Below are 24725 nucleotides of genomic sequence, written 5' to 3'. Positions count from 1 at the left end.
ACCACCCTCCACCTAATTCGCCGCGCCAGGGCGCGACGTAACACCATGGGCACCGATGGGATGAGACCTTGTTGGTGCTGCTGCCGGTAGATCAGACCGGCGCCGGGCGATAGATCGCACCTCGGTCGATTACCGGAGTAAGAATGTCGTCCTCGAGGTAGTAGTCAGCTTCGCCCTCGGCCGGTGGTAGCCGGCGCGGCGCGATACCCGGGTAGCCCAGGGCAGCGCGGACGTCCGGGTTCATGAAGTAGGCGCCGGAGACGGCGAATGTGAACGCGTCAAAGACGTCGCGGTGGTGGAGCCGCAGCTCTCCGAGTGCCTCGTCGGGCGTTCCGGGGGTCGCTAGTGCGTGCTTGACCGCGCTGGCCAGGTCCGCGCTCGCAGCCAGCGCCCGGTTGATCCACTGGCCGGCCACGTCCGCGTCACTGGCGGACGGGAGGCCCGATCCGCCGGGGATCAAGAGGTCGGCGAGCGCGGCGAGGCGCGCCCGCGACGCGTCGCCAAGTTCTGTGGAAAATTCGAGGTCAGTCACGACGCCACCTCCTGGTCCCGGGCGTTGGATGCGATGTGGCTGGCAGTACGTTTTGCCAGGGCGCAGATCGTTGCCGTGGGGTTGACGCCGGTCGAGGTCGTGAACACGCTGGCATCGATGATGTAGAGGTTCGGCACGTCGTGCGTACGACCGAAGCGGTCGACGACCGAGGTGGCGGGGTCGTCGCCCATCTTGGCGGTACCGGTGTTGTGCCCGGTCATGAGGTTGCGGCCGGCGACCCAGGCCTTCGTCGCGCCGGCGGCCTCATGCGCATCCAGAGTCCTGGCCAGGTTGAAGTCGACAATCTTGCGGGTGTTGTCGGAGACCCGGTAGTGCACCTTCGCGGCCGGCAGTCCGTCCGAGTCGGTGAGTGAGGGGTGCAATGAGACGAGGTTCGACTCCTCCGGCAGGTCCTCTGGGACAACGTGCCACTGCAGCATGCGGACGAATGACTTCATCCTGTCGGCCGAGCCTTCGCCCCAGAGATCCTCACCGTTGAGACTCCGCGGATCGGTCCACTTTTCGGTCGCTTCGAGGGGTCCGGCGATGGGCAGCAGCGCCCACTTCGCGCCACGGACAAAGCCGCGCGAAGGGTCCGACTCGTAGAACTGCATCGAGCCGATGTGCTCGCCGGCCGGTCCCAGCCAGTTCTCCAGGTCGTCTTCGTAGACGCCGACGGATGCCGCGTACGGGTGCAGCATCAGCCGCTTTCCGACCAGCCCGGAGGAGTTGGCCAGGCCGTCCGGAAAGCGGTGGGACGCGGACATCAGCAGCAGCCGGGGAGTTCCGATACCGCCGGCCGCCATGATGACAAGGGAAGCGGGTTGGAAGTGCTCGCGACCGTCCCGTAGGTAGACCGCTCCGTTGGCACGACCGCGCTCGTCCAGCGTCACTCGGGCGACCCGGGCGCGGGTGACCACCTGCGCCCCGAGCCCCACCGCGTCCCGCAGGTGCGTCACGTCCGTCGAGGACTTGGCGCCCTCCGGGCAGCCCATCCGGCAGACGCCGTAGCGGACGCACTGACCTTCCTTGCTGTGCGGGCGGTTGAGCGTGGGGATGGAGTTGGTGCCGGGCCACCAGTGCCATCCGAGCCGGTTCATCCCCTCGGCCATCGTCCGGCCGGTCTGGTGGATCGGTGCGGCCGGCAGCGGCGGCTCGAACCCTGGCGGGTAGGCGGGGTTGCCGGCGAGACCGGACACCCGCATCTCCCGCTCGACGGCCTGGTAGTACGGCAGGAGCTCGTCGTACGTCAGGGGCCAGTCATCGGCCACGCCGTCGAGAGTGCGCACGCGGAAGTCCGACGGCAGGGCACGGGCCCAGATGCCGCCGTAGAGCACGCTCGTGCCACCGACGCCGTTGTACATCCACAGGGGCAGGTCCGACTCGCTGTGGTCCACCGGGTAGTCCTCGCGCCGACCGCGAACGTTCGGGTCCGGATGCCAGTCCTTCGAGCCGGCCAGCTCGTACTCGGGCTTGTTTCCCGGCAGGTTTCCGGGATCCACCCAACCGCCCTGCTCAAGGCAGACGACCTTGAACCCAGCCTCCGCCAGATGACGAGCCGCGACTCCCGCCGAAGTCCCCGCTCCGATGATCAGGACATCTGCGTGATCACTTTTGGAACCCACACCAACCCACTCCCGTGCGGCTTCGCGGCCTTCCTGAGTCGAAGACCATCGAAAGGCTGCCCGCCCGGTGAACGGGCGAGCGTTGCTTGCGATTCGTTGGGAACTGTTGCAACTCGTTGGGCTGCTGTCAAGCCCCACCATGGCGGTTCTCAGCAACCGCCACGGGCTCGACGTAGGGCCGGGAAGCCGGCCGTCGACGCGTCAGCACCGACCGCGCTGGCCAGCTGACGACAGGCCGACCAAACCGCGCCTGACCAGCAGCAATGTCCGACTCCACCCACGAGCTGGCGGATCGGCGCCTCGCTGCGCCGTCGTCAGCCCCACGACTGCTCCGTCATGGATCGGAAGGCAACCTCGAGCATGCGGTAGTGCCGAGGTCGGGTGAGCGCGAAGAGGACCATCTCCGCCACGTCCTCGGGCCGCATCATGTCGGCCAGTTCCGGCATGTCCGGGGTACGCAGGCCGCGCCCCATCCCGAAATCGGTCGCCACGCCGCCCGGACAGACGCTGCAGCAGCGGATGCCGCTCTCGCGCAACTCATGGTCCAGCGACCGGGTGAACCCGACCGCGGCGAACTTGGTCGCCACGTACGCGGCCTCGTCGGGCAGCCCACGTCGGCCGGCCTCGGACGCCACGGTGATGATGTCGGCGGCGCCGCGGGCGCGCAGGTGCGGCAGTGCGGCACGGACGGTGTGGAACAGGCCCCGGATGTTGACGTCGACCATCTCGTCGAGTTCGGCCAGGGGCGTCTGTTCGAAGTCGCCCCACGATCCGACGCCGGCGTTCGCGACCACGATATCCAGGTGCCCGAAGCGCGCCACGGTCTCGGCGACCGCCGCCTCCACCTGCGCCGGGTCCCGCACGTCACATGACATCGTCACGCAGTCGGCGAGCCCCGGGTCGGGCGCGCTGCGCGAAGCGAGGCCCAGCTTGACCTTCCGAGCGGCCAGCGCGTGCGCCACCGCCGCGCCGATACCACTGCTGGCCCCCGTGACGAAGGCGACCTTTCCCGCAAGGACCGTCATTTTCCGGCTCGCTTTCCACGACTGCCGGCGGACGCGGAGCCCGCCGGGACAACGGCATCTCGAACTACGGCCGGACCGCCCAGGCCCACGGCTCCACGCCGGTGGTGACCGGTCCCCCGGCGTCGGCGGCGGCGTGGATCGCCAGCGCCAGCAGGTGGTCCTGGCACGCGTCGGCGAGCGGATAGGGCGGCGGCGCCACGCCCCGGCGCCACTGGCCGGTCCGCTCCAGGCAGGTGCCGATCGCGATCTCCTCGTCGGAGAGGCGGGCGCCGGAGTACGGGTTGCGGTACAGCACCCGACCCGACCAGCTCAACGTATCGAGGTCGGCCCCCTCGAGATTGCCGTCCAGCCCGGTGTGCCGGCGCACGATCGGGGCGCTCACCGGCATGCCGTTCTCCGTGCTCCACGTGACCTCGTTGCCGACCACCTCGCCGTGGCTGCCCCGCACGATCACGTGCCGGCGGCGCCAGGGGTTGAACCACTGCCCCTCGCTGAAGTCGTACACGCCGCTGCGGCCCGCCATCTCCAGCACCGCGAGCGTATGAGCTGCCGGGCGCACCTCCGGCGTGGCCGGCCAGCCACCCCGGTCGGGGCCCTCCAGCAGCGGGCCGACTGTGCGCACCGCGCTCACCCGCGCCGGCTCCGCCGCCACCCCGAGCAGGATCCGCAACAACGCGGTGGCGTGGTAATCGTGCGTCCAGGACACCTGCGCGGAGGTGACCTTGCCCAGCACGCCGTCTGCGATCAGCGTCCGCAGCGCGACAACCACCGGCAGGTACGGGTGCTGCTCGGCGACCTGGACCAGGTCACTGGCGCCGACGGCAGCCCAGAGCCGGCGCAGTCCGTCGGCGTCGGGGGCCGGCGGGGTTTCCGACAGCACCGCGGTGTCGAGCGCGACCAGCGAGGAGACCACCTCGGGGTTGGCCTCCCTCGGCACCGACGTGACGACGACCTCGGGCGCCGCGGCGGCGACCAGTTCCTCAACACTGCGGTACGTCGGGATGCCCCACCGCTGCTCCAGCCGGGCGCCGACGTCCGGGCGGCGGGTCACCGCGCCGACGCACTGGAAGCGCTCGGGAACCTGGCGGGCCAGGCGCAGGTAGAAGTCGGCGCGCCAGCCGTGGCCGACGATGCCGTAGCGGACCGGACCCCCGGTGGCGGCGGACATGGTTGGGCTCCCTCGCTGTCGAACTGTCAGGGGACGAGGACGGCGCGTGCCCGGATCTTCCCGGCCTTCAGCATCTCCAACACCTCGTTCGCCTCGGCGAGCGGGAAGTCGGCGTGGACGGAGCGCAGCTTGCCGGCGGCGGCGAGATTGAGGACCTCGCGCATCTGCTGTCGGTTGCCCAGCACGGAGCCGACGACGGTCCGCTCGTCGCCGATGTCCAGCAGGCCGACGTTCTGGGCGACGCCGAGGACGATCCGCCCGCCGGGCTTGACGATCCGCATCGCCTCCGCCACGGACGCGTCGGACGGCGCGAAGACGATCGCGGCGTCCACCGCGTTGTCGGAGAGGTTGCTGCCGCCGGAGCCCTTGGGGCTGAAGGACTTGGAAGCGCCGAGCTCCTCGGCGACCGCCTGGTGCACCGCGCTGCGGGTCACCGCGTACACGTCGGCACCGGTGAGGGCGGCCATCTGGATGACCATGTGGCCCACACCCCCGACGCCGAGGACAGCGACCTTCTGCCCGGGCGTCAGATGCGCCTTCGCCACCGAGCCGTACGCGGTGATGCCGGGGCAGAAGAGTGGCGCGGCCTCCTCGAAGGAGAGGTTGTCCGGAAGCGGGTAGGCGTATGCCGACTCCGCCAGCATGTACTCGGCGTAGCCACCGTCGAGGGTCTCCCCGGTGATCTGCCGCTGCCGGCACAGCTGCTCGCGGCCGGAAAAGCAGTACTGGCACACCCCGCAGGTCTTCCAGATCGGCTGCACACCGACCCGGTCCCCGACGGCGAGGTGGGTGACCGCCGAGCCGACCGCCGAGACCGTGCCCACGACCTCGTGGCCGGGGATGATCGGAAACGAGGCGGGCGTGTTGGGCAGCCAGTCGCCTTCGACCATGTGCAGGTTGGAACGGCAGACACCGCAGGCGCCGACCTTGATGAGGATCTGGGTAGCCGACGGCGCAGGCTCGGCCACCTCGCGCAGCTGGAGCGGCTTGCTCTCGATCGGTCCGGCCTGTTCGAGCAACGCTGCCTTCATTACCTGCTTCTTCCTGTGCGGGGGGGGTCGTCGGGCGTTGCCCGGAGAGACGATCGTGGGGTGCTGCCCGGCCCTTGAGCGACGCGCCGCTCAAGGGCCGGGTGGGGGTCAGACCGAGGGAGGCGTGAGCAGGCCCCGCTCGATGAGCTTCTCGATGTTGCCGGCGCGGCGGACGTCCTCGCGGGCGAGCCAACCCTCCTGCGGCAGCTTCTCGACGTACTGGTTCTTCTCGTAGATCGGCTTCTCGTAGATCGCCGCGTACTGCTCGGTGCGCAGATCCTTGAACCAGTTCATGACACCGTTCGCCGCGCGGGCGCGGCGCAGCGCCTCGATGTCGATGACGTAGCTGACGAACGAGTCGCCGGGGATCAGGCCCTCCTGGCGGGCGACCACATGGCCCTTGCTGTCCACGATCATCGACCGGCCGCCGAACAGGTCGAACATGTGCCCGTCGTCGTTCATCTGCGGGCCCAGGTTCGGCGAGACCACGTAGGTCTGGTTGAACATGGCGTGGGCGCGGTTCTGCAGCTCCCACATGCCCTGGCTGACCTGCGGGTCGATCAGCGTGGCGCGGATGATGATCTCCGCGCCGTTCATCGCCAGACCGCGCGAGGTCTCCGGGTAGGCGCCCTCGTGGCAGATGATGTAGCCGATGTTGCCGATCTCGGTCTTGGCGACCGGGAAGATGGCGTCCAGGGCGTTGCCGTTGCCCTTCTTGGCCACCCACTCGTCGTAGATGTCGTGCGGGTTGGTGGTGCCCAGCGCGCCACCCTCGTACGCGTCACTGGTGGACTTGGCCCGCTTGTAGATGACCTCGCCCTCAGGGCTGATGATGAACGCCACGTTGAACAGGTGACCCGGGAAATCCTCGTCGGTCACGAACAGCAGTTCGGCGGCGATGTAGGTGTTCAACTCGCGGGCCTTCGCCGCCAGGACGTCGGTCTCGGGGCCGGGAACGGTCGTGGCGAAGGCCTCGTGGGCCTCCCGGTTGCCGGCCTTGAAGTTCTCCGGCATGCCCTGGATGGCCATCTCGGGCAGCACGACCAGCTTGACCGGCGCGCCCTCGGTCGCCGCGGTCCGGACCGCCATCTCCATGAAGTTGCAGATGCGCTTGGCGCTCTCGACGGCGTCCTCACGCTTCTTCATCGTGACGATGCGCGGAGAGATCGCCACCACTGCATACGGGTCAACCACAGTCAAACTCCTCTTGACTCATGCGCTGGACGGAACGCCGCCCGGCTGATCGCTTGTGCAGGTGACCGGCACCGCGATCGGAATGCGGAGCCCTGGTCGGGGCTGAAGACGAGCCACAGATGACGCCCCTGAACGTCGTCATCAGGTCCATCCGAGAGCTAGGTAATCGATGTCACGGCTAAGACAACCGTAAGCAGTCCCTTTATGACTGTCAAGCGCAGAAAAAAGCCCACTTATAAGGATCAGTACCGAAAAAGGGCATGCGACATCCGCCGCAAAGCACCTGCTCACGGAGCCTCAGGATCAGCGGAAAAAGTCCCTCGGTCGCGCCGGTTCGGGTCCTCGACACCGTCTCTACCCGTGGTCGGCCGACAAGTACGAGTGCCTGGTGGCTGGCGAATTTTCCTTCCTGCTCGACGCCGGGCAGACACGTCTCGACGAGGCCGCCGTTCATGTGTTCTGCGGTCAACGCCTCGAATTGCCCGCGCGGGGCGCCACCCGGAGGGCGAAGGGATCATCGATCGGTGGAACGACGTCCACCAGTGCCGGCTTGCTGGGCGCGACGATCTCGCCCGACCCGCGGGTCACCAGACGCAGCGGAATGACGGTCTTGACCGGATCGCCGCACGTCCCGTCCAGCCGGGCGAAGAGCCGCTCCACGGCCAGTGTGCCGAGCAGCTCGGGCGAGTGCTCCAAGACGGTGATCGCCGGCGAGAGGACATCGGCCAGCGCGAAGTCCCCGAAGGACACCACCGCGATGTCGGTGCGGGCCCTGTCGTGCAGGACCTTGACCACGCCCAGGGACGTCTCGGAACGGGCGCTGAAGATCGCGGTCGGCGGCTCGTCGAGGTCGAGGAACTGGCTGGTGCGCGCCCTGGCGGCGCGTGCCTCGGCGCAGTCCGTGGCGACGATCTCCCCGACGACGGGAAGTCCGGACTCGGTGAGGGCGTCCACGTAACCGGCGTACCGGTTGCGGGAGGTCTCGATCTCCAGATCGTCACTGACGAACGCGATCCGCTCGTGGCCGTGGCGGATCAGGTGACGTACCGCGGTACGCGCGCCGCCGCGGTCGTCGAAGACGACGACATCCGCCGGAAAGTTCTTGGGATGGCGATCGACGAAGACCACGGGCGTGCTGGTGGCCGCGAGGTACGACAGGTCCGCCGTGTGCGGCGTGATGATCAGCCCCGCGACGCGCCGCTGCTGGAGGGTGTCGACGATCGTCGCCTCACGGTTCGGCAGCCGCCGGTTGCTCGCGACGATCACGTTCAGACCGCGACGTAGCGCCGCGAGCTCGATCTCGCTGATGACGGCGGCGAAGAACGGGTCAGCGATCGACTCGACGATGACGCCGATCGTGTCGTCCACACCGCGGCGCAGCGACCTGGCGAGCAGGTCGACGCGGTAACCCAGCCGCACCACCGCCTCCTCGACGCGCTGTCGCGTCTCCACGGACACCCGTGGATCCCCGTTGATCACCCGCGAGGCCGTCTTCGCGCTGGTGCCGGCGGCCAGGGCGACATCGCTGAGCCGCACGACCTTCTTCGTCATGACAGTCCATCGCATTCTCGTCGCCGCGGCGACGCCGCCAGGGCCACCCCATCGCCGGAATCAGGGTTGATCAACCTGCTCGTCGTCCTCTCGTTTTCTCGAGGCGGGAATATCGAGGTCAGGGCGCTCATCCGAGCAAGCCGGCGTGGACGGACTCGGCCGCTCCTCACGTGGCTACCGCTCTGAATTCTAGGCCGCCGGGCGGGCATGCGGAACGCCGAACGACATCACGGTCTGTCGTTGTCACGTTGCCGCGCCGCCCGTCTGCCGCAGCTGCGGAATGAGCTCCGACCAGTCGTGGTCCCGCAGGTAGTAGTCGCGCAAGCTGTAGGTGCCGTCCATGGTGTCCTTGAGCGACTCGGGACCCGGGAACCCGATCACCGTCCAGCCGACCCGGCCGCGGTTACCGCCGTAGACCGGATCACCGTAGAAGCCCTGCCGGGTGTGCGCCACCAGGGCGTCGAAGAACGACAACCCGTCGTCGAACGCGTACACCTGAACCGTGGGACTCGCGCCGTCGGCGTCGCGCGCCACCGGCGCCGGCTTCGGAGCGCCGGAGATTCGCTCCAGGATGATGTCCTGCTGGTCGTCGGAGAGGGATACGAAGTCCGGCCCGAAACTCTGCCTGGCGATGGCGTCGAGCTCGCGCACGCCCCGGCGGTAGGTCTCCTGCATGTCGGCGATCCGGCCCCGCCAGGCGTCGGCCAGTTTCCCGCTCATCCGCAGGAATCCGCTGCCGTCCGCGGCGGCGTACACATAATCTATACCGGACAGAAAGCGGTCGATGAACCGGACGACGTGCGCTTCGCGCGCGCCCGGATCGTGATCCGTGGGGATGATCCGTGCGGTCGCGGCCTCGATGGTGTCCCACTCGTGGTCCGTGAAAAAGAGCCGGTCCACCGCGTCAGGATCCACGGGGGCGAGGACGGTCGGCCAATCGGCCATCGATGTCATTGTCTCCTCCTCAGCTCGCTGCCACCTGCTGCGGCCCACGCCGAGCCTGCGGCAATCGCTCCCGCCGGCCCTTGGCGTGCGTCTGGGCGATGTAGTCGGCGCACCGCCACGCGTTGGCCATGATGGTCAGGGTCGGGTTCACGCCGGTCGCGGTCGGGAAGGCCGCGCCGTCGAGAACGTAGAGATTGTCGACGTCGTGCGCCTGGCACCACTCATTGAGAACAGTGTTGGCGGGATCCGTGCCCATCCGCACGGTCCCGTGCTGGTGACAGGTGTTGCCACTGGCCCGGCCCCGCTCGAGGTACACCGGGATCGTCTTCCAGGCGCCAGCCGCCTCGAGGATCTCGACGTTCTTGTCGACCTGCCATTTCGCCAGGGCAATGTCGTTAGGGTGCGCCTTGTGGGTGATCCGGGCCGCCGGCAGGCCCCACGCGTCCTTGACGTCGGGGTCGAGGTCGACCCGGTTCGACGCCACCGGAAGGTCATGCAGGGTGTGGCCGATCTTCATCGCATGGTTGTAGAAGTCGCGGTCGGCGTCCTTGGCGGCGCTGCCCCACGCCGGCCGGCCAGGGAAGTTCCAGTTGACCGGCTGGCCGACGTGTGACGCGCCGATCAGCGCGCCGCCGATGTGCCCACGGTCGTAGTCGGTCTCGTAGAACTGGAAGGAGCCGCCACTGATGTAGTTGCCGGGGAACCCGTACAGCGGCTGCTCGTCGTTGAAGAGACCGACCGCGAACAGGTACTCATGGAAGGTGGCGTTGCGCCCGACCTGCCCGCTGCCGTTGGCGAGGCCGTCGGGAAACTGCCGTGACCTCGACATGAGCATCAGGCGTGCCGACTCGACCGCGCCGAGGCAGAGCAGGACCAGTTTGGCGTCCTGCTCGACTTCCCGGCCGAGGGCGTCGATGTAGACGACACCACGGGCGCGACCGTCGGGCCGGACCGTCACCTCGCGCACGTAGCACTCCGACCGCAGGTCGAGGTTGCCGGTCGCGAGCGCCTCCGGCACGAACGTGTCCAGCGTCGACGAGCGCATCCCACTCGGGTCGCCGTACCCGTTCCAAAAGCTGGTCCAGTTGGACGGCGTACGCCCTCGGTACGGCTGGCTGACCAGCGCCTGCGGGATCGGCATCGCGTTGATGCCCAGCTTCTTGCACGCCTCGTAGAAACGCTTGGCGGCCGGGGTCGGGGGCACTGGCGGCGTGGGGTACGGCGTACTGCGGTACGGCTCGTGCGCGTCCGCGCCGTCCAGGCCCGCGCAGCCGAAGGCCCACTCCACCTTGGACAGATACGGCTCGAGGTCGTCGTAGGTGATCGGCCAGTCAGCGAGGCTGGCCCCCTCGATGTCACCGTGCAGGCTGCGCATCATGAAGTCCGACGGGCGGGGGCGCGGCAGCCAGCCGGCCCAGTGGACCGTGCCGCCGCCGACCATCTGCGGCACCATCGAGAACGGCGTCGGCACGGCCGTCTCGTTCTCGTCCGTCCGCACGGTGCGGGGGTTGACCCTCGGATCCGACCACAGGTAGGTGCGGTTGAGAAACTTGACCTCGTCACCGGAGAAGTGCTCGCGCGACCGCAGCCACGGCCCCCGCTCCAGGCCGACCACGTTCAATCCGGCCTCGCACAGCACCTTCGCGGCGGTGCCCCCGGACGCGCCCATGCCGACGACAACGACATCAACCGGGTCGGGTTTCTTTGCGTACTCCATGCCGCTGACCTCTCCACCGGGGCGGGTCGGGGCATCCGCCCCGGCCCGCTGGCCATCTCAGGCGCTCTGTACCGCCAACTTCCGCGAGCTGCGGGCCTGGTACACCTTGTCCAGGACCACAGCGAGCACCAGGATCGTGCCCTTGATCAGGTACTGGTTGAACGATGGAACGTTCATCATGTCCAGGCCGGTGTTGATCTCACTGACCAGGATCGCGGCCAGGACGGTGCCGAGGATCGAGCCCCGGCCGCCGGCCAGACTGGTGCCACCGATGACGGCGACCATGATGACCTCGAGCTCGTAGCCGGTCGCCGCCAGCGGCGAGGCCGACGACAGGCGACCGGTCAGGATCAGGCCGCCGAGACCCGCCAACAACCCGCTGATCGCGAACACGATCACGATCGTGCGGCGCACGTTGATTCCCGCCAGCCGCGCGTTCTCGGCGTTCCCGCCGAGGACGAACAGGCTGCGGCCGAAGGCGGTCGCCTTGAGCACGAACGCGATCAGCGCGGCGAGGACGAGGAAGAGAACCGTGATGGCCGGGACCGGGCCGTAGTTGGTGAGGCCGAACCAGTCGAACAGCGGGTCGGAGAACGTGATCCCCGCCGTGTTCGAACTGCCGATCGCCCACGCGATCATCACGTAGGTGAGGCCACGCGCCACGCTCATCATGCCCAGCGTGACCGCGAACGGCGCGAGCTTCAGCAGTGAGATCAGCAGCCCGCTGAGCGCGCCGAGCAGCCCCGTCACCACCAGGGCGATCAACACCGAGAGGGCGGCCGGGAGCTTGACCGGGTTGGCGGCCGTGAAGGCGGTGCCGAGCAGCCCGGCGCCGATCGCGCCGCCGAGCGCCATCATCGATCCGACCGACAGGTCGATACCGCCGATGGACCCGGTGCTGATGATGACGATCGTCAAGCCCAGCCCGACGATGCCGAACATCGACGCGCCGCGCAGCAGGTTCTCGACGCTGCCGGCGGACAGGAACTCCGGCGACTGGCTGGTGAACACCGCCGCCAGTAGGACGATCAGGACCACCAGCGCCAACTGCTGTCCCTGCAGCGGCAGGCGGCGGATCCCGGCCGTGCCCGATTCACGTTGACGCCCTGGAGTCCGTGCTAGCAACGACGACATCTACCTGTTCCTGTCTTCTGCGCGGGGCAACCGGTGCGGCCTCGATCTCCTCATGTCCGCCTCCGGCGCCGGGCGATCCCGTCGAGGCTGATCGCCAGCAGCAGAACCAGCCCAGTGACGACGTACTGAACCTGCGTCGAGGCCCCGAACAGGTTGAGCGCGTTCTGGATCACGCCGACGGTGAAGACACCGATGAGGCTGCCGACGACCGAGCCCCGACCACCCACCAGGCTGGTCCCGCCGATCACGACCCCGGAGATCGCGATCAGCTCGAACCCCGTGCCGTTGACCGTGGTGGCGCTGGCGAGCCGCGACGTCAGGATGATCCCGGCCAGGCCGGCGAGGAAACCCAGCAGGGTGTACACCATGATCTTCGTCCGCTCGACCTTCAGGCCGCTGAGCCGGGCCGCTTCCGGGTTGCCGCCGATGGCGTAGATCGCGCGGCCGACCGTCGTGCGCCGGGAGATCCACCACAGCGCGACGACGACGACCGCGAACAGCCAGACCGGCGTCGGGATCCCGAGCAGTGCGCCCTGCCCGATGAACGCGAAGTCGTCCGGCATGGGCTGGAAGTTGACCGGGTACCCGCCGGTGAACAGGTACAGCAGACCCTTGACGAAAATCATCGAACCCAGGGTCGCCATGAACGGCTCGATCTTCGTCTTGGTGATGATCAGACCGTTGACGAAGCCGATCAGGCTGCCGACGGCGAGTCCGACGAGGACGGCGAGCGGCACCGGCAGCTTGAAGGCGGTGACGAACTCTGAGTTGCTGGCGGAGTTGGCCACCAGCGACGCGGTGACCGCCCCGACCAGGCCGACGGTGGAGCCGACCGACAGGTCGATGCCGCCGGTGATGATCACGAGGGTCATGCCCGCGGCGATGATGCCGGTGATGGCCACCACCCGGGCGATATCGAGGAAGTTGGAGAACGACAGGAACGCCGGCGAGACCAGGCTGAGGGCGATCACCAGACCCACCAGCACGACGCCGCTGGCGATGTTCTCCACCTGGATGTTCAGTCGAGCCAGGCCGCGCTTCGGCGCTTCGACAACCTGGCGGTCCATCTGCGCGGTGGAAGTCACGCCTTCGACCCTTCTTTCGTTGGCTCGAGCCCCGAGGCGTACATCACGATCGCCTCCTCGCTGAAGTCCTTCCGCGCGAGCTCGCCGGCGATCCGCCCCTCGTGCATGACGAGGATGCGGTCGCTCATGCCCATCACCTCGGGAAGGTCAGACGAGATCATGATGATCGTCGCGCCCTCCCCGGCGAGCTCGTTGAGCAGGCCGTGGATGGCGGCCCGGGCACCGACGTCGACGCCGCGGGTGGGCTCGTCCACGATGAGAATCCTGGAGCCCGCGAACAGCCACTTCGCCAGCACCACCTTCTGCTGGTTACCGCCGCTCAGGCGGCCGGTCTCCTGCTCGGCACGGGGTGGGTAGACCTGCAGGTCCTGAATCAGCCGCTTCGCCTCCTGCTTCTCACCGCCCCGGTTGAGCTGGCCGAACCGGCTCACCTTCGACATGCGGGCGAGGCTGATGTTGTGCGCGTTGCTCATCGACAGGACCGCCCCCTGGAGCTTGCGGTCCTCGGGCACCAGGCCGATGCCGTGCCGGATGGCGGCGCCCGGCGAGTCGACCGTGACCTTCTCGCCGTTGACGAAGATCTCGCCGGCGGTGATCGAGTCGGCGCCGAAGATCGCCCGGGCCAACTCGGTCCGGCCGGAGCCGACGAGGCCCGCGATGCCGAGAATCTCGCCCTGGTGGGCGGCTAGGCTGACGTCGTTGAGCTTCACGGTCGACAGGCCCGATACGCGGAGCGTCTCGCGCCCGCGCTCGTGCTCGGTCTTCGGGAAGAGCTCGGAGAGCTCCCGCCCCACCATCATCGTGGCGAGCGAGTGGGAGGAGGTCGTCCTGGCGTCGACGGTGCTCACGATCTTGCCGTCGCGCAGGATGGTGGCCCGATCGCAGATCTCGGCGACCTCGTGCAGCCGGTGCGAGACGTAGACGACCGAGACGCCGTCGGCCTTCAACGCCCGCATCAGGGTGAACAGCCGCTCGATCTCCGCCTCGGTGAGCGATGCGGTCGGCTCGTCCATGGTGATGATCCGGGCGTTCATCGAGAGCGCCTTGGCGATCTCGACCAGTTCCTGCTCGGCCGTACCGAGGCGGCCGACGATCGTACGCGGATCGATCTTCACCGCGAGCCGTTCGAGGATCTCCCCGGCCTGCTTGTAGCAGGCCGCCCAGTCGACCAGCCAGGGTGCGCCCCTACGCCGGGGCAGCCGCCCGAGGAAGACGTTCTCGGCGACGGTGAGGTACGGCAGGACACTCAGTTCCTGGTGGATGAACGCCAGGCCCGCGTCCTGCGCCTGCTTCGGCCCGGCGAACTCGGCCGGCTCGCCGTCGATGTGGATCGAGCCGGCGTCGCGCTCGATCACCCCGTTGAGGATGTTCAGCAGCGTCGACTTGCCGGCGCCGTTCTCGCCCAGCAGCCCCAGTACCTCGCCGCGTCCGACTGAGAGGTCGACGCCGTGGAGCACCTGGACGTTGCCGAACGACTTGGTTATGCCCTCCATACGCAGGAGGGGCTGTGAAGTCGATGAAGCGACCATGGCACGCCCCCTTTCTCGTACTCCCGTTAGCGATCGGCCGGTAAGGGGCCCTTTCCACTCACCGCGGGTCGGCGGTGAGTGGAAAGGGCAGATTCCGCTACGAAGAACCGGTCTATTACCAGCCGACAAACATCGGGTCCTTCATGTTGCTGGGGTCGACGCCGAAGAAGTCCGGCTTCACCCACGGCATACCCTCGTACTCGACGAGAGCGGCCTTGCGGCCCTCGAACTCCTGGTTCGCGAAGTCGGGCTTCTCGCCCTTGAGCTGCTGGGCCATCAGCCGGGTGCCGATGACGCCTTCGTCCTTGGGGAAGAAGATGCCGTCGTAGTCGATGTCACCCTTGCGCAGCAGGTCCAAGGCGTTCTTGTCACCGTCACAGCTGATGATCTTGAGCCCGTCCCGACGGCCGGTGTTCTTGATCGCCTGGATGCCGCCGAACAGCATCTCGTCGGCCATGTAGTAGATGGCGTCGAGTTGACCCTCGGGGAAGCGCTGGAGGATGGCTTCGGTCACCTGCTGACCACCACTGCGGGTGAAGTTGCCGTCCGCCTTGTAGACCACCTCGATGCCCGGGTTCTGGGCGATCACCTTGTAGAACGCACCACCTCGGTCGACCGTGGAGCCGGCCCCCGCGGTGCCCTCGACGACCGCGATCTTGCCCTTGCCGTTCAGCGCCTTGACCACCTGCTCGCCGCCGACGGTGCCGGACTTGACCATGTCCCAGCTGACCAGGAAGTCCCACTTGATACCGGAGCCCTTGGTCTCCATGCGCCGGTCGACGATCGCGAACGGCACCTTCGCCGCGTTGACCTTCTTCACCGCGGGAATCATCGGGTCGGAGACCGCGGGCGTCAGGATGATCCCGTCGACCTTCTGCGCCAGGAAGTTGTTGATCTGCTGCGTCTGGATGGCCGGGTCGTTCTTGCCGTCCGCGAGGATGACCTTCACGCCCTGCTTGGCGGCTTCCTCTTTGATCCCTTCCATCATCAACTGATAGACGGGGTGGTCGAAGTAGGCCACCGACCAGCCGATCGTGATCTCCTTGTCGGAGCCGCCGCCCGCCTTCGTCCCGGAGGCGCAGGCCCCCACGAGCAAGGCGGCGGCCGCGACGAGGGCCAAAGACGCGCGTCGCGTCGCCTTCGCGTTGAAAACTCGCATATGCGTACGTCCCTTTCAATTCCGAGGTACCGCTTGGTGCAGGAATGACCTGCCGGCCGTTGATGTGCGCCGCGCGAGCGCCCCGGTCGAGCCGGGAGGTGCGGCGGCGAAAGCCTGCTGGGTCCGTCACCGGGATAGGCCGCGGAGGGCTTTTCGACCGGCGTCGGTCCGGTTTCTGCTGCACGGATGCCGCGTGGGTGGCTGTGTTCGAACACCGGCGAGGTAATCGATGTCACAGCTGCGAATAAGCTAGGGAGCGTTAACCCGCATGTCAACTCTCTTCCAACCTTGGGCTCCACAGTGGCTTCGTCCGCCACGAATCCGCGAAGCGACACAGCGTCAGGGTCAATAAAGGGGTCACCCGAGCGGGAAGCTCATGATCTTCCCGCCCTGGTCACCACGGGGCACACGTCTGACGACGGTGGCCGCCCGGCACCGATCCGCAGGGCGCGCGGCTTGGCGGCCCTGGAACGGTCCCGGACATCGTGACGGCTCGGCGAGCTGGTCGGACCGCGGATCAGCGGCCGACCGTTCCGGACCGGCTGGTTCGCCTGGTCCGGGGCATTCCGACCTCGTCATCGTGAGGCGTAGGGTAATCGATGTCACAAGGTGGTTAGAACCTAGACACGCGCGTGAAACATGTCAAGGGCCGACGGATCACGGATCCGGCGCCCCGTCGCCGCCCCTGCTCGGGGGCCCGACAGTCAGGGGCGACTCTGCGCCAACGTGCTGTCCACGTCGTTGAGCAGGGACAACATCTGCTGAACGACTGCGGAGATCTGGATGCGCGCCGGCGCGAGGTACTTGCGGGGGTCCACCAGCTTCGGCTCCGTCAGCGTCTCCCGCACCGCCCCGGTGAAGACCACGTTCAGGATCGTCCCGATGTTCACCTTCACGATGCCGGCGGCCACCGCACTGCGCAGCTCCTGATCGGCAGCACCGGACGAGCCGTGCAGTACCAGCGGCACCGGGACGGCGTCGCGGAGCTGGGCGACCAGCTCATGGTCGAGTCGGGCGGTGCGGGTGGTCATCGCGTGCGAACTGCCGACCGCGACAGCGAGAGAGTCCACGCCGGTAGCGGCGACGAACGCGGCGGCCTCGCCCGGATCGGTGCGGACACCAGGTGCGTGCGCCCCGTCCTTGCCGCCCACCTTGCCCAGCTCCGCTTCCAGGTGCAGACCACGCTCGTGGGCCCAGTCGGCAGCGGCTCGCGTCGCGCCGACGTTGGCGTCGTAGTCGAGGTGGGATGCGTCGAACATGACGGAACTGAACCCCGCGTCGGCCGCCTGGTGCAGCAATGCCGTGTTCTCGACGTGGTCGAGATGCAGGGACACCGGCACCGCGGCCTGTGCGGCGACCGCCGCCGCGGCCGCGGCAATCGGCGCGAGTTGACCGCGGTGGAACTTCACCGCGTTCTCGCTGATCTGCAGGATCACCGGCGTGCCGGCCTGCTCCGCGCCGGTCACGATGCCCTCGGCATGTTCGAGGGTGATGACGTTGAACGCGCCCACTCCGATCCGCCGGGTGCGGGCTTCATCGATGATGACCTGGGTGGCGACTAGCGGCATCTGCTGCCTCCGGGATGATGGCCGGACGTGACCGGCGTGGGATGACAAAGCGCGGACGACAACATCCGGGGTCCAGGACTCGGCCCGTCGCGCTCTTGACAGAATTCCAACGAAACGCAACGCTATCCATCGAAACGCAACGGCGCAATCGTTCACAAGTCGAGGAGACGTCATGATCCCGATGCTCGTCGGCTTGGACGTCGGCACCACCAGCAGCAAGGCGGTGGTGTTCACCGCGGCCGGCCAGCCAGTCGCTCAGGGCCGCTCCGTGACGCCGTGGACCACTACCGCGCACGGCGCCGAGATGGACCCGACCGCCGTACTCGACTCGGCCCGCGAGGCTCTGGCGAACGCCCTGGCCGAAGCGCCGGACGGCACCGTGGTGGCGGTCGGGGTGACCAGTATGGGCGAGTCCGGCGTGCTGCTGGACGGCCGGGGCGCGCCGCTGGGTCCGGTCATCGCGTGGCACGACACCCGCGACCGGGCCGAGGTCGACGACCTCGGGACGACCGTGGGCGCCGGCCCGTTCGCCCGGCACACCGGCCTGCCGCTGCGCGGACAGTGGTCGCTGACCAAGCACAGGTGGCTGCTCAACCATCATCCGCAGCTCCGCGACGCCACCCGCCGGCTCAATATCGCCGAGTGGGTGGTACGCGGACTCGGCGGCGAGGAGTCGGCGGAGCAGTCACTGGCTTCACGCACCGGCTGGCTCGAGTTGAGCACGCGCACCTGGTGGTCCGACGCGCTCGACTGGTCGGGAGCGACGCGGGCCCTGATGCCCGAGCTCGTCACGGCCGGCACCCCGCTCGGTCGCATCACCGCCGAGACCGGACTCCCCCGCCTGACCGGCGCGGTCCTGACCGTGGTCGGCCACGACCACCAGGCGGCCACCGTCGGCGTCGGCGCTTCGGGGCCCGGAGACGAGCTGGACTCGTGCGGTACGGCGGAGGCACTGATCCGGACCGTGCCCATCGGGCTCGACGCCGCGGCCGTCGAGAAGCTGGCCAGCGCCGGGATCACCACGGGCTGGCACGTGCTGGCCGATCGGTGGTGCTTGCTGGGCGGCACCCAGGGCGGGTTGGCCCTGCAGCGGATCCTGACGCTGCTCGGGCGGACGTCCCAGGACTTGCCCGACCTCGACCGCGAGGCGCTGGCGCGCGACGAGCCGCAGATGACAATCAGCGGAGTCGACGAGGACGTGTTGACCATATCGGGTGTCGGCAGCGGTATGTCTCCGGCACACCTGTGGCGTGCCGCGCTCGAGGCGGTCACCGCACAGGCCGCGTATGTGCACTCGTCGATGTCGGCGGTGGTCGGCGACCACCACACACTGGTGGTGACCGGCGGTTGGGCGCGCAGTCAGGCGCTGCTGGAGGTGAAGCGACGGGTTCTCGGCCAGCTACGCAGCCCCGCGGTCGACGAGGCCGGCGCCCGCGGTGCCGCGCTTTTCGCGGGACTGGCCGCCGGTCTCTACGACAATCCCGCCGAATTTCCGGCGCTCGACTGAGTACCCCCGCCATCCACACGCGCGGTTCGCGCCCGGGCGTCATCACGAGAAGGCGGCGCGCGGCGCAGTGCGGTGGCGGTCAGCGGCGATGACAGAGGAGCAGATGCCATGAGTACGACGTACGGCCCCGCTGACGGGGCGTTGCGGCGCGCCGGGACCGTTCGCGGTGCCGATCGTCACGCCGCCCATGGGGACATGCCCGGTCATCGACCATCCCGCCATCGCGCCGCCGATCCCGGCGTGTCCGGTCACGCGCTGACCAACTCCGGAGCACGGAGCTTCTCGTGACCTCCGCGGGGAACCCACCCGACAACTCGAGCCCGGCCCGCCGCGCACCGTACTCGGCAGAACGCAAGCAAGCGATCATGACGGAGCTGCGCTTGGCGGGACGGATCGACGCGGCCGAAATCTCGGCCCGGCTGAACGTCACCAAGGAGACAGTCCGCAAGGACCTGGTCGGCCTGGAACGGCAAGGGTTGCTGCGCCGCGTGCACGGCGGCGCCGTCCCGGTCGGCCAACTGTCGTACGAACCGGCCGTTGTCACCCGCACCTACTACTCCGAGGAGAAGACGCGCATCGCCGCCGCGGCGCTGGCGCACCTGCCCGCGGCGGGCGCGGTCCTGATCGACGCCGGGTCGACCACCGCACGGCTAGCCGAGATGTTCCCGTCAGACCGGGAACTGACCGTCTACACCAACACCCTTCCCATCGCACTGGCCCTGATCGACCGGCCACTGCTCACGGTCGTCACCCTCGGCGGGCGGGTCCGCCCGCTGACTCTGGCCGAGGTGGACGACTGGGCCGCCCGCGCGCTGGCCGAGATCAACGTCGATGTTGCGTTCCTGGGCGCCAACGCCATCTCCGTGCAACGGGGGCTGACCACCCCCGACCCGGCCGAGGCCGCCGTCAAGCGGCTCATGCTCGCCAGCGCCCGCCGGCGCATCCTGCTCGCCGACCACAGCAAGGTCGGCGGCGTAAGTCTCTGCAAACACGCCGAGCTGTCCGACATTGACCTGCTCATCACCGACACGGGCCTGCCCGATCCCGACCTGAAAGCGCTCCAGGCCGCTGGCTTGGAGGTGGAGCTGACATGATCATCACTCTCACACCGAATCCCAGCGTCGACCGGACCGTCTTCATCGACTCGCTCCCGCGCGGCACCGTCATCCGCAGCGGCCGCAGCCGCAACGAGCCCAGCGGCAAGGGCGTCAACGTGGCGCTGGCCCTGCGCGCACACGGCCATGAGGTCATCGCCGTGCTGCCGGTGGGCGGCTCGACCGGCATGCAACTCAGCGAGATGCTGCGCGCCGCCGACGTCGCACACCACACCGTCCCGATCACCGGCGCGGTCCGCAGCAACATCAGCCTCGTCGAGCCGGACGGCACTGTCACGAAGGTCAACGAGCGCGGCCCCGCGCTCAACGCCGCGGAGATCGAGACGCTGGTCGCCGCCGCGCTCAAGCACACGCACGACGCGACATGGCTGGCCGCATGCGGCAGCCTCCCAGCCGGCGTCCCCACGGACCTCTACGCCCGGCTCACCACCGACGCACACCGCAACGGCGTCCGCACCGCCATCGACAGTTCCGGTCCCGCCCTACGCGCGGCCCTTGCCGCCGGTCCCGACCTCGTCAAGCCCAACGCCCACGAACTGGCCGAGGTCAGCGGGCGCAACCTGCACACGATCGGAGACGTCGTCGACGCCGCCGAGTTGCTACGCGCGCAGGGCGCACGCGCCGTGCTGGCCAGCCTCGGCCCCGACGGAGCCGTGCTGCTCAACGACCAGGGCGCCTTGCACGCGGAGGCAACCGTGGCAAAGGTCGTCAGCGCCGTTGGCGCCGGCGATGCGTTGCTGGCCGGCTTCCTGTCCGCTGGCGGCAGTGGGCGCGACGCCCTACAGGTCGCGATGGCCTGGGCGGCCGCCGCGGTCCAGCACGAAGGAACACTCTTCTCGGTCACCGATGCCGACTGCACGGTCAGGATCAACGAGAACGTCTCGCGTAGCCGTCGCCTGGCCGAGCCGGTCATGCAGGGAGGATGACACGAGTATGTCATCCTCACCGTCGGCCGGGCTGGTCGGCTCACCCCGTCGCGGTCCCCACCAACACAGGCAGCGCCTACACCCAGCCGGGCGGGGGCCCTTTCGGACCCGCAGGTCACCTTCGACGGCGCCTCGCCGTGGTGGCCTGTTCGGGATCGGGCCCAGCCGACTCACACCCGATCAGCTCGAGAGGGCGGAGCGCGAACGTACGACGGGCGGCGGCGACCGGTGAGGTGTGCAGCCGGTCGCCGCCGTCCGTCCGGACGGTGACTCAGCGGATCTTGGCCATGACGTACGCCTCCCAGCTGGTGGTGAAGTCCGGGTACGAGACGCCGAGCACGTCCGGCAGCGCGTCCTTGAGTTCCTTGCCCCGATAGTGCGCGGCGACCACCTCGAACGCCTTCCGCTCGCCGTACTTCTCGACGATGTAGCCGATCGCCGAATGACCGCACCAGTAGGAGAGGTTGGCACTCTCACCGTTCGCCATGTTGAACTCCGGCTTCAGCGAGACCGAATAACCGGATCGCAGGGACTGCTTGGCCGACGCCGTGCGAGGGCTGGCCGTCCACGGCTTCCGCTCATTGCCCAGGTATTCGGCGAAGCCCTCGACCACCCATGATTCCCGGGGCACGACGGAATCCGGCTGTTGGGCGGCGAGCGCGGTGACCAGCGAGTGGGCGAGCTCGTGCCGGAAGATCTCCCCAGGCCCGCTGCGCTCGCTCGGGCGGAAGAAGGGGCTGGCGAGGTCGATGACCACGCGGCTGCCCCCGGTATCGGGTGCTTTCTCGTCCGTCGACGCGTCGATGTCCTGGTAACGGGGGACTCCCCAGGAGAATCCCGCCTCCGGTGGCGGCTCCTTGGCCACCCGGTAGAGCGAACCCAGGTCCTTCTTGCCCTTCACCAGAGAGATGACGAAACCCTGGGGGATTTCGCCGGACACCCCACCGGCTCGCCACGCGTCGAGGTTCGCCGCTGCGGCCCGCTCGGCCTGCGGGGCGTACCGCCGCGCCTGCGACTTCAGCGACGCGTTCACGATGAACAGCGTGTGCTCGGTGCGCTCGACGTGGATGTCGCGCCACTTGTCCCAGGGGGCGGGGTAGTAGGTGGCGGCTCCCCAGTCGGAGGTGTTCCCCTTGACCGCGGTGACCTTGAGCGGGGCGCCCTTCTCGGTTCGGGCGATCGTCCAGTCGTACTGCTCGTCCACCGGGTGCAGGTCGAATCCGTCGATCTTGTGTACGAACGCCACCCGCTGGGTGAAGCTCGCCCCGGTGCCGAGCGGCTTGACGGCCGACCCGCCGCCGAGCCGCTTGAAGGTGGCCTCGGCGAACGGCACCTTGACCAGGTTGCGGAACAGGGACCGCTGCTGGTTCACCAGCTTCGCGTACGCCGGATCGAACGTCGCGAGAAACGCCTTCTCGTCGCGGTCCTTGAGCGCCTTGGTCTGCCCCGCCAGCAGCGCGTCGACCTCCTGCTGCTTGATGGGATTGAGCGCCTCCTCCGCGGCGGCATACTTGGCGTCCCGCTTGGCCTGCTGCTCCGCCAGGTAATCCTGGGCCACGACCACCGTGACCGTGAGGAGCAGGAGGACAGTCACCACCGAGCCGAGGATGATCCACAGTCTGCGCTGCGACTTCCTAGCCGTCGGCTGGGCGCCCGGCGGAGGTGTCCCGGGTGGGCCGTACAACCCGGATGGCGCCGCCTGGGGCGGAGGTCCGTATGGACCGGGTGCGGGATGACCCACCGGAGGCGGAACGGCGTAGCCGGAAGGGGGTCCCTCGGTCATGGGTGGAATCCTCGCTCGAGTCCGTCGCACCGCAGGGACCAGCCGCGACCATCGCCCCCGCGATCAATTCGGAGCCATTATGGCCACTGCCGCTTCCGAAATCTGCCCCGTCCGGCGCCGCAGATGGCCGATGGCCAGCACTCCGAAATGGACGCCGCACGCCGGTCTCGCGTCGGCGAGCCCAATCACCGAGGCGATCCGGTGCCGCCGCCCAGCGGGAGTTGGCGCGATGCAGCGGGTGCCGCCGCCCGGGCTGCCGCCGGGCTGGGGGCAGCGAGGGCGGCCTCGGCGATCTGGCGGCACTCGTCCAGGGTGTGCGCGGCCAGGGACTCCCGCACCGCCGGGATGCTGCGGGGTGCCATGGACAGGCTGGTGATGCCCAGGCCTGCCAATACCAGGGCGAAATCGGGATCCGCGGCGGACTCTCCACACACACCAACTGGCTTGCCCACCTCGACGCCGGCCGCCGCGCAGGAGGCGAGGAGCGCGATCAGCGCGGGCTGCCACGGGTCGAGCAGGTCGGCGAGGTCGCCGCACATGCGGTCAGCGGCGAACGTGTACTGGCTCAGGTCGTTGGTGCCGATGCTGAGGAAGTCCGCGTGGCACAGCATCTGGCTGGCACGCAGGGCCGCGGCCGGCACCTCGATCATCACGCCGGCGGTTGGCAGGCCGTGCTCGCGGCAGGACTCGGTGAACGCGGCCGCCTCCGCCGCCGTGGCGACCATCGGCGCCATCACCCACACGTCGGCGTCCGCCGCCGCAGCCGCCGTCGCGATCGCGGCCAGCTGCGTGGTGAGCACGGCGGGCGTCTGCCGCGCGACCCGCAGACCGCGGACGCCCAGCGCCGGGTTGGGTTCATCGGCCAGACGCAGGAACGGCAGCGGCTTGTCGGCGCCGGCGTCGAGGGTACGCACGACGATCTTGCGGCCGGGCAGCGCGGCGAAGACGTCGCGATACGCGGCAACCTGCTCTTCGTGCGACGGCGGGTCGTTGCGGTCGAGGTAGAGCAGCTCGGTGCGGAACAGGCCGACGCCTTCCACCTCGCCGGTGAGGTCGCGGGCGGAGCCGATGTTGGCCAGGAGCGCGATGGGATGGCCGTCTGCGGTCCGCCCCGGGCCCTGGGAGCGGGCGCGGCGTTCGATCTCCGCGAGTCGGGCCGCGTTGACAGTGGTCACCGTCTCGGTGGAGACGCCGGCCACCACGACGCCGCTCGCGCCGTCGAGAGTGGCCAGCGCGCCGTCGGTCACGTCCAGGATGCCCGCGCAGCGGACCACGGCCGGGATGCCGAGTGTCCGGGCCAGGATCGCGGTGTGGCTGGTCGGGCCGCCCTCGGCCGTGACCAGACCCAGCACCAGGGCCGTTTCGAGGCCGGCGGTGTCGGCGGGCGCCAGGTCACGGGCGATGAGCAGGTACGGGTGGCCGGGGTTGGGCACGCCCGGCATCGGCAGCCCCAGGCACGCGGCGACGAGGCGGTCCCGCAGGTCGTCCAGGTCGCTGACCCGCTCGGCGAGGTACCCGCCCGCGGCTTCGAAGGCGGCCCGATGCACGGCGAGCACGTCGGTGATCGCGTGCGGCGCGTCCGCACCGCCGTCGATGGCAACGTCGGCCGCGTCGATGAGCGTCTCGTCCTGCACCATCATCACCTGAGCGCGCAGGACCTCGGCGGCGGTCGCGTCCCGGGCGGTGTCGGCGCGACGGGCCAGGTCGGCGGCGACGGCGAGGACGGCGGCCCGCACGGCCGCCTTCTCGGCCCCGGGATCAAAGGTCTGCGCCAACGGCGGCAGGGCCGGAGGCGGGGCCAGCCGGTATACCGGCCCCGCCGCAGCACCGGGGCTGGCCCCGATCCCCCGAAGTTCACGCATCGGCGGCGTCCAGATCACGTTCGAGGAGGTCAGCCAGGGTGTCGACGGCGTCCTGTGCGCCGTCGCCGTCGGCCTCCAGGGTGACCTCGGTGCCTTTCTTGGCGCCGAGCGACAGCACGGCGAGCATGCTGCGGGCCGGCACGGGTTTCTTGTCTCCGGTGCGGATGGTGACCAGCATCGGCTGCTTCGCCGCTTCGGCGACGAACAGCGCCGCCGGGCGGGCGTGCAGCCCGCTGGCGGAGCCGACGAGGACTGTTCGGGTGGGCAAC

20 protein-coding genes are annotated in these 24725 nt (G+C 69.0%); 3 read left to right on the top strand and 17 right to left on the bottom strand.

Features of this window, described 5'->3' with window-relative positions; genetic code table 11:
• Positions 1-91: 91 nt before the first annotated feature.
• The 14 genes from K7640_RS27260 to K7640_RS27195 all read right to left on the bottom strand — a co-directional run bounded on the left by K7640_RS27260 (position 92) and on the right by K7640_RS27195 (position 17263).
• Entirely contained in the window at positions 92-532 is a 441-nt protein-coding gene (locus K7640_RS27260) for a hypothetical protein (protein WP_222957788.1), read from the bottom strand.
• On the bottom strand, positions 529-2034 hold the full coding sequence (locus K7640_RS27255) for a GMC family oxidoreductase (RefSeq protein WP_374198131.1): 1506 nt from the start codon (positions 2032-2034) through the stop codon (positions 529-531). The genes K7640_RS27260 and K7640_RS27255 overlap by 4 nt, the downstream gene beginning before the upstream one ends.
• A gap of 437 nt (positions 2035-2471) precedes the next feature.
• Positions 2472-3182, bottom strand: a complete 711-nt coding sequence (locus K7640_RS27250) for an SDR family oxidoreductase (protein WP_255610044.1) — start codon at positions 3180-3182, stop codon at positions 2472-2474.
• 64 nt (positions 3183-3246) lie between these two features.
• On the bottom strand, positions 3247-4350 hold the full coding sequence (locus K7640_RS27245) for a Gfo/Idh/MocA family protein (protein ID WP_222957785.1): 1104 nt from the start codon (positions 4348-4350) through the stop codon (positions 3247-3249).
• A gap of 26 nt (positions 4351-4376) precedes the next feature.
• The gene (locus K7640_RS27240; protein ID WP_222957784.1) at positions 4377-5381 is read right to left on the bottom strand and encodes an alcohol dehydrogenase catalytic domain-containing protein; all 1005 of its coding nucleotides are present in this window, start codon (positions 5379-5381) and stop codon (positions 4377-4379) included.
• Between the two features lie 108 nt (positions 5382-5489).
• Positions 5490-6527 carry a nitrilase-related carbon-nitrogen hydrolase gene (locus K7640_RS27235; RefSeq protein ID WP_222957783.1) on the bottom strand — a complete coding sequence of 346 codons (1038 nt, stop codon included), beginning with the start codon at positions 6525-6527 and terminating at the stop codon, positions 5490-5492.
• Between the two features lie 513 nt (positions 6528-7040).
• Positions 7041-8126, bottom strand: a complete 1086-nt coding sequence (locus K7640_RS27230; protein WP_222957782.1) for a LacI family DNA-binding transcriptional regulator — start codon at positions 8124-8126, stop codon at positions 7041-7043.
• A gap of 243 nt (positions 8127-8369) precedes the next feature.
• On the bottom strand, positions 8370-9071 hold the full coding sequence (locus K7640_RS27225; RefSeq protein WP_255610043.1) for a gluconate 2-dehydrogenase subunit 3 family protein: 702 nt from the start codon (positions 9069-9071) through the stop codon (positions 8370-8372).
• A 19-nt stretch (positions 9072-9090) separates the two neighbouring features.
• Positions 9091-10788, bottom strand: a complete 1698-nt coding sequence (locus tag K7640_RS27220) for a GMC family oxidoreductase (RefSeq protein ID WP_222957781.1) — start codon at positions 10786-10788, stop codon at positions 9091-9093.
• Between the two features lie 57 nt (positions 10789-10845).
• Positions 10846-11922, bottom strand: a complete 1077-nt coding sequence (locus K7640_RS27215; protein ID WP_222957780.1) for an ABC transporter permease — start codon at positions 11920-11922, stop codon at positions 10846-10848.
• A gap of 50 nt (positions 11923-11972) precedes the next feature.
• Positions 11973-13007, bottom strand: coding sequence for an ABC transporter permease (locus K7640_RS27210; protein ID WP_222957779.1), 1035 nt, complete (start codon positions 13005-13007; stop codon positions 11973-11975).
• Positions 13004-14500 (bottom strand): sugar ABC transporter ATP-binding protein, encoded by a 1497-nt coding sequence (locus K7640_RS27205; protein WP_255610042.1) that lies wholly within the window; start codon positions 14498-14500, stop codon positions 13004-13006. The genes K7640_RS27210 and K7640_RS27205 overlap by 4 nt, the downstream gene beginning before the upstream one ends.
• Before the next feature lie 151 nt (positions 14501-14651).
• Positions 14652-15656, bottom strand: a complete 1005-nt coding sequence (locus tag K7640_RS27200; protein ID WP_222957777.1) for a substrate-binding domain-containing protein — start codon at positions 15654-15656, stop codon at positions 14652-14654.
• A gap of 743 nt (positions 15657-16399) precedes the next feature.
• Complete coding sequence (locus tag K7640_RS27195) at positions 16400-17263, bottom strand: class II fructose-bisphosphate aldolase (RefSeq protein ID WP_222957776.1); 864 nt, start codon at positions 17261-17263, stop codon at positions 16400-16402.
• Between the two features lie 172 nt (positions 17264-17435).
• Here K7640_RS27195 and K7640_RS27190 point away from each other — a divergent pair, with 172 nt between their 5' ends.
• The 3 genes from K7640_RS27190 (at position 17436) to pfkB (ending at position 20811) form a co-directional block, all read left to right on the top strand.
• Positions 17436-18770: an L-fuculokinase gene (locus K7640_RS27190; protein ID WP_222957775.1), complete on the top strand. Its 1335-nt coding sequence runs from the start codon at positions 17436-17438 to the stop codon at positions 18768-18770.
• A gap of 284 nt (positions 18771-19054) precedes the next feature.
• Positions 19055-19864: a DeoR/GlpR family DNA-binding transcription regulator gene (locus tag K7640_RS27185; protein ID WP_308042769.1), complete on the top strand. Its 810-nt coding sequence runs from the start codon at positions 19055-19057 to the stop codon at positions 19862-19864.
• A complete protein-coding gene (gene pfkB / locus K7640_RS27180; RefSeq protein ID WP_222957773.1) occupies positions 19861-20811 on the top strand; it encodes a 1-phosphofructokinase in 951 nt (316 codons plus the stop codon). Before K7640_RS27185 ends, pfkB begins: the two co-directional genes overlap by 4 nt.
• Before the next feature lie 271 nt (positions 20812-21082).
• Here pfkB and K7640_RS27175 read toward each other — a convergent pair whose 3' ends face one another.
• The 3 genes from K7640_RS27175 to K7640_RS27165 all read right to left on the bottom strand — a co-directional run bounded on the left by K7640_RS27175 (position 21083) and on the right by K7640_RS27165 (position 24724).
• Positions 21083-22408 carry a peptidase MA family metallohydrolase gene (locus tag K7640_RS27175; protein WP_222957772.1) on the bottom strand — a complete coding sequence of 442 codons (1326 nt, stop codon included), beginning with the start codon at positions 22406-22408 and terminating at the stop codon, positions 21083-21085.
• Positions 22409-22779: 371 nt separating this feature from the next.
• Entirely contained in the window at positions 22780-24456 is a 1677-nt protein-coding gene (gene ptsP, locus K7640_RS27170) for a phosphoenolpyruvate--protein phosphotransferase (protein ID WP_222957771.1), read from the bottom strand.
• Complete coding sequence (locus tag K7640_RS27165) at positions 24449-24724, bottom strand: HPr family phosphocarrier protein (protein WP_222957770.1); 276 nt, start codon at positions 24722-24724, stop codon at positions 24449-24451. The genes ptsP and K7640_RS27165 overlap by 8 nt, the downstream gene beginning before the upstream one ends.
• Between the last annotated feature and the right edge of the window lies 1 nt (position 24725).

The sequence above is a fragment of the Micromonospora sp. PLK6-60 genome (genome assembly GCF_019890675.1).
GTDB lineage: Bacteria > Actinomycetota > Actinomycetes > Mycobacteriales > Micromonosporaceae > Micromonospora.
The sequence above is the reverse complement of the archived record's forward strand: the minus strand, read 5'-3'. Positions and strand labels throughout refer to the sequence as shown.

Bases quoted from the DNA above. Each gene is read 5' to 3' on its own strand.
- pfkB (WP_222957773.1), top strand. From the start codon at position 19,861: ATGATCATCACTCTCACACCGAATCCCAGCGTCGACCGGACCGTCTTC.
- K7640_RS27195 (WP_222957776.1), bottom strand. From the start codon at position 17,263: ATGCCGCTAGTCGCCACCCAGGTCATCATCGATGAAGCCCGCACCCGG.
- K7640_RS27245 (WP_222957785.1), bottom strand. From the start codon at position 4,350: ATGTCCGCCGCCACCGGGGGTCCGGTCCGCTACGGCATCGTCGGCCAC.
- K7640_RS27205 (WP_255610042.1), bottom strand. From the start codon at position 14,500: ATGGAGGGCATAACCAAGTCGTTCGGCAACGTCCAGGTGCTCCACGGC.
- ptsP (WP_222957771.1), bottom strand. From the start codon at position 24,456: ATGCGTGAACTTCGGGGGATCGGGGCCAGCCCCGGTGCTGCGGCGGGG.
- K7640_RS27250 (WP_255610044.1), bottom strand. From the start codon at position 3,182: ATGACGGTCCTTGCGGGAAAGGTCGCCTTCGTCACGGGGGCCAGCAGT.
- K7640_RS27215 (WP_222957780.1), bottom strand. From the start codon at position 11,922: ATGTCGTCGTTGCTAGCACGGACTCCAGGGCGTCAACGTGAATCGGGC.
- K7640_RS27235 (WP_222957783.1), bottom strand. From the start codon at position 6,527: ATGAAGAAGCGTGAGGACGCCGTCGAGAGCGCCAAGCGCATCTGCAAC.
- K7640_RS27240 (WP_222957784.1), bottom strand. From the start codon at position 5,381: ATGAAGGCAGCGTTGCTCGAACAGGCCGGACCGATCGAGAGCAAGCCG.
- K7640_RS27230 (WP_222957782.1), bottom strand. From the start codon at position 8,126: ATGACGAAGAAGGTCGTGCGGCTCAGCGATGTCGCCCTGGCCGCCGGC.
- K7640_RS27225 (WP_255610043.1), bottom strand. From the start codon at position 9,071: ATGGCCGATTGGCCGACCGTCCTCGCCCCCGTGGATCCTGACGCGGTG.
- K7640_RS27220 (WP_222957781.1), bottom strand. From the start codon at position 10,788: ATGGAGTACGCAAAGAAACCCGACCCGGTTGATGTCGTTGTCGTCGGC.
- K7640_RS27190 (WP_222957775.1), top strand. From the start codon at position 17,436: ATGATCCCGATGCTCGTCGGCTTGGACGTCGGCACCACCAGCAGCAAG.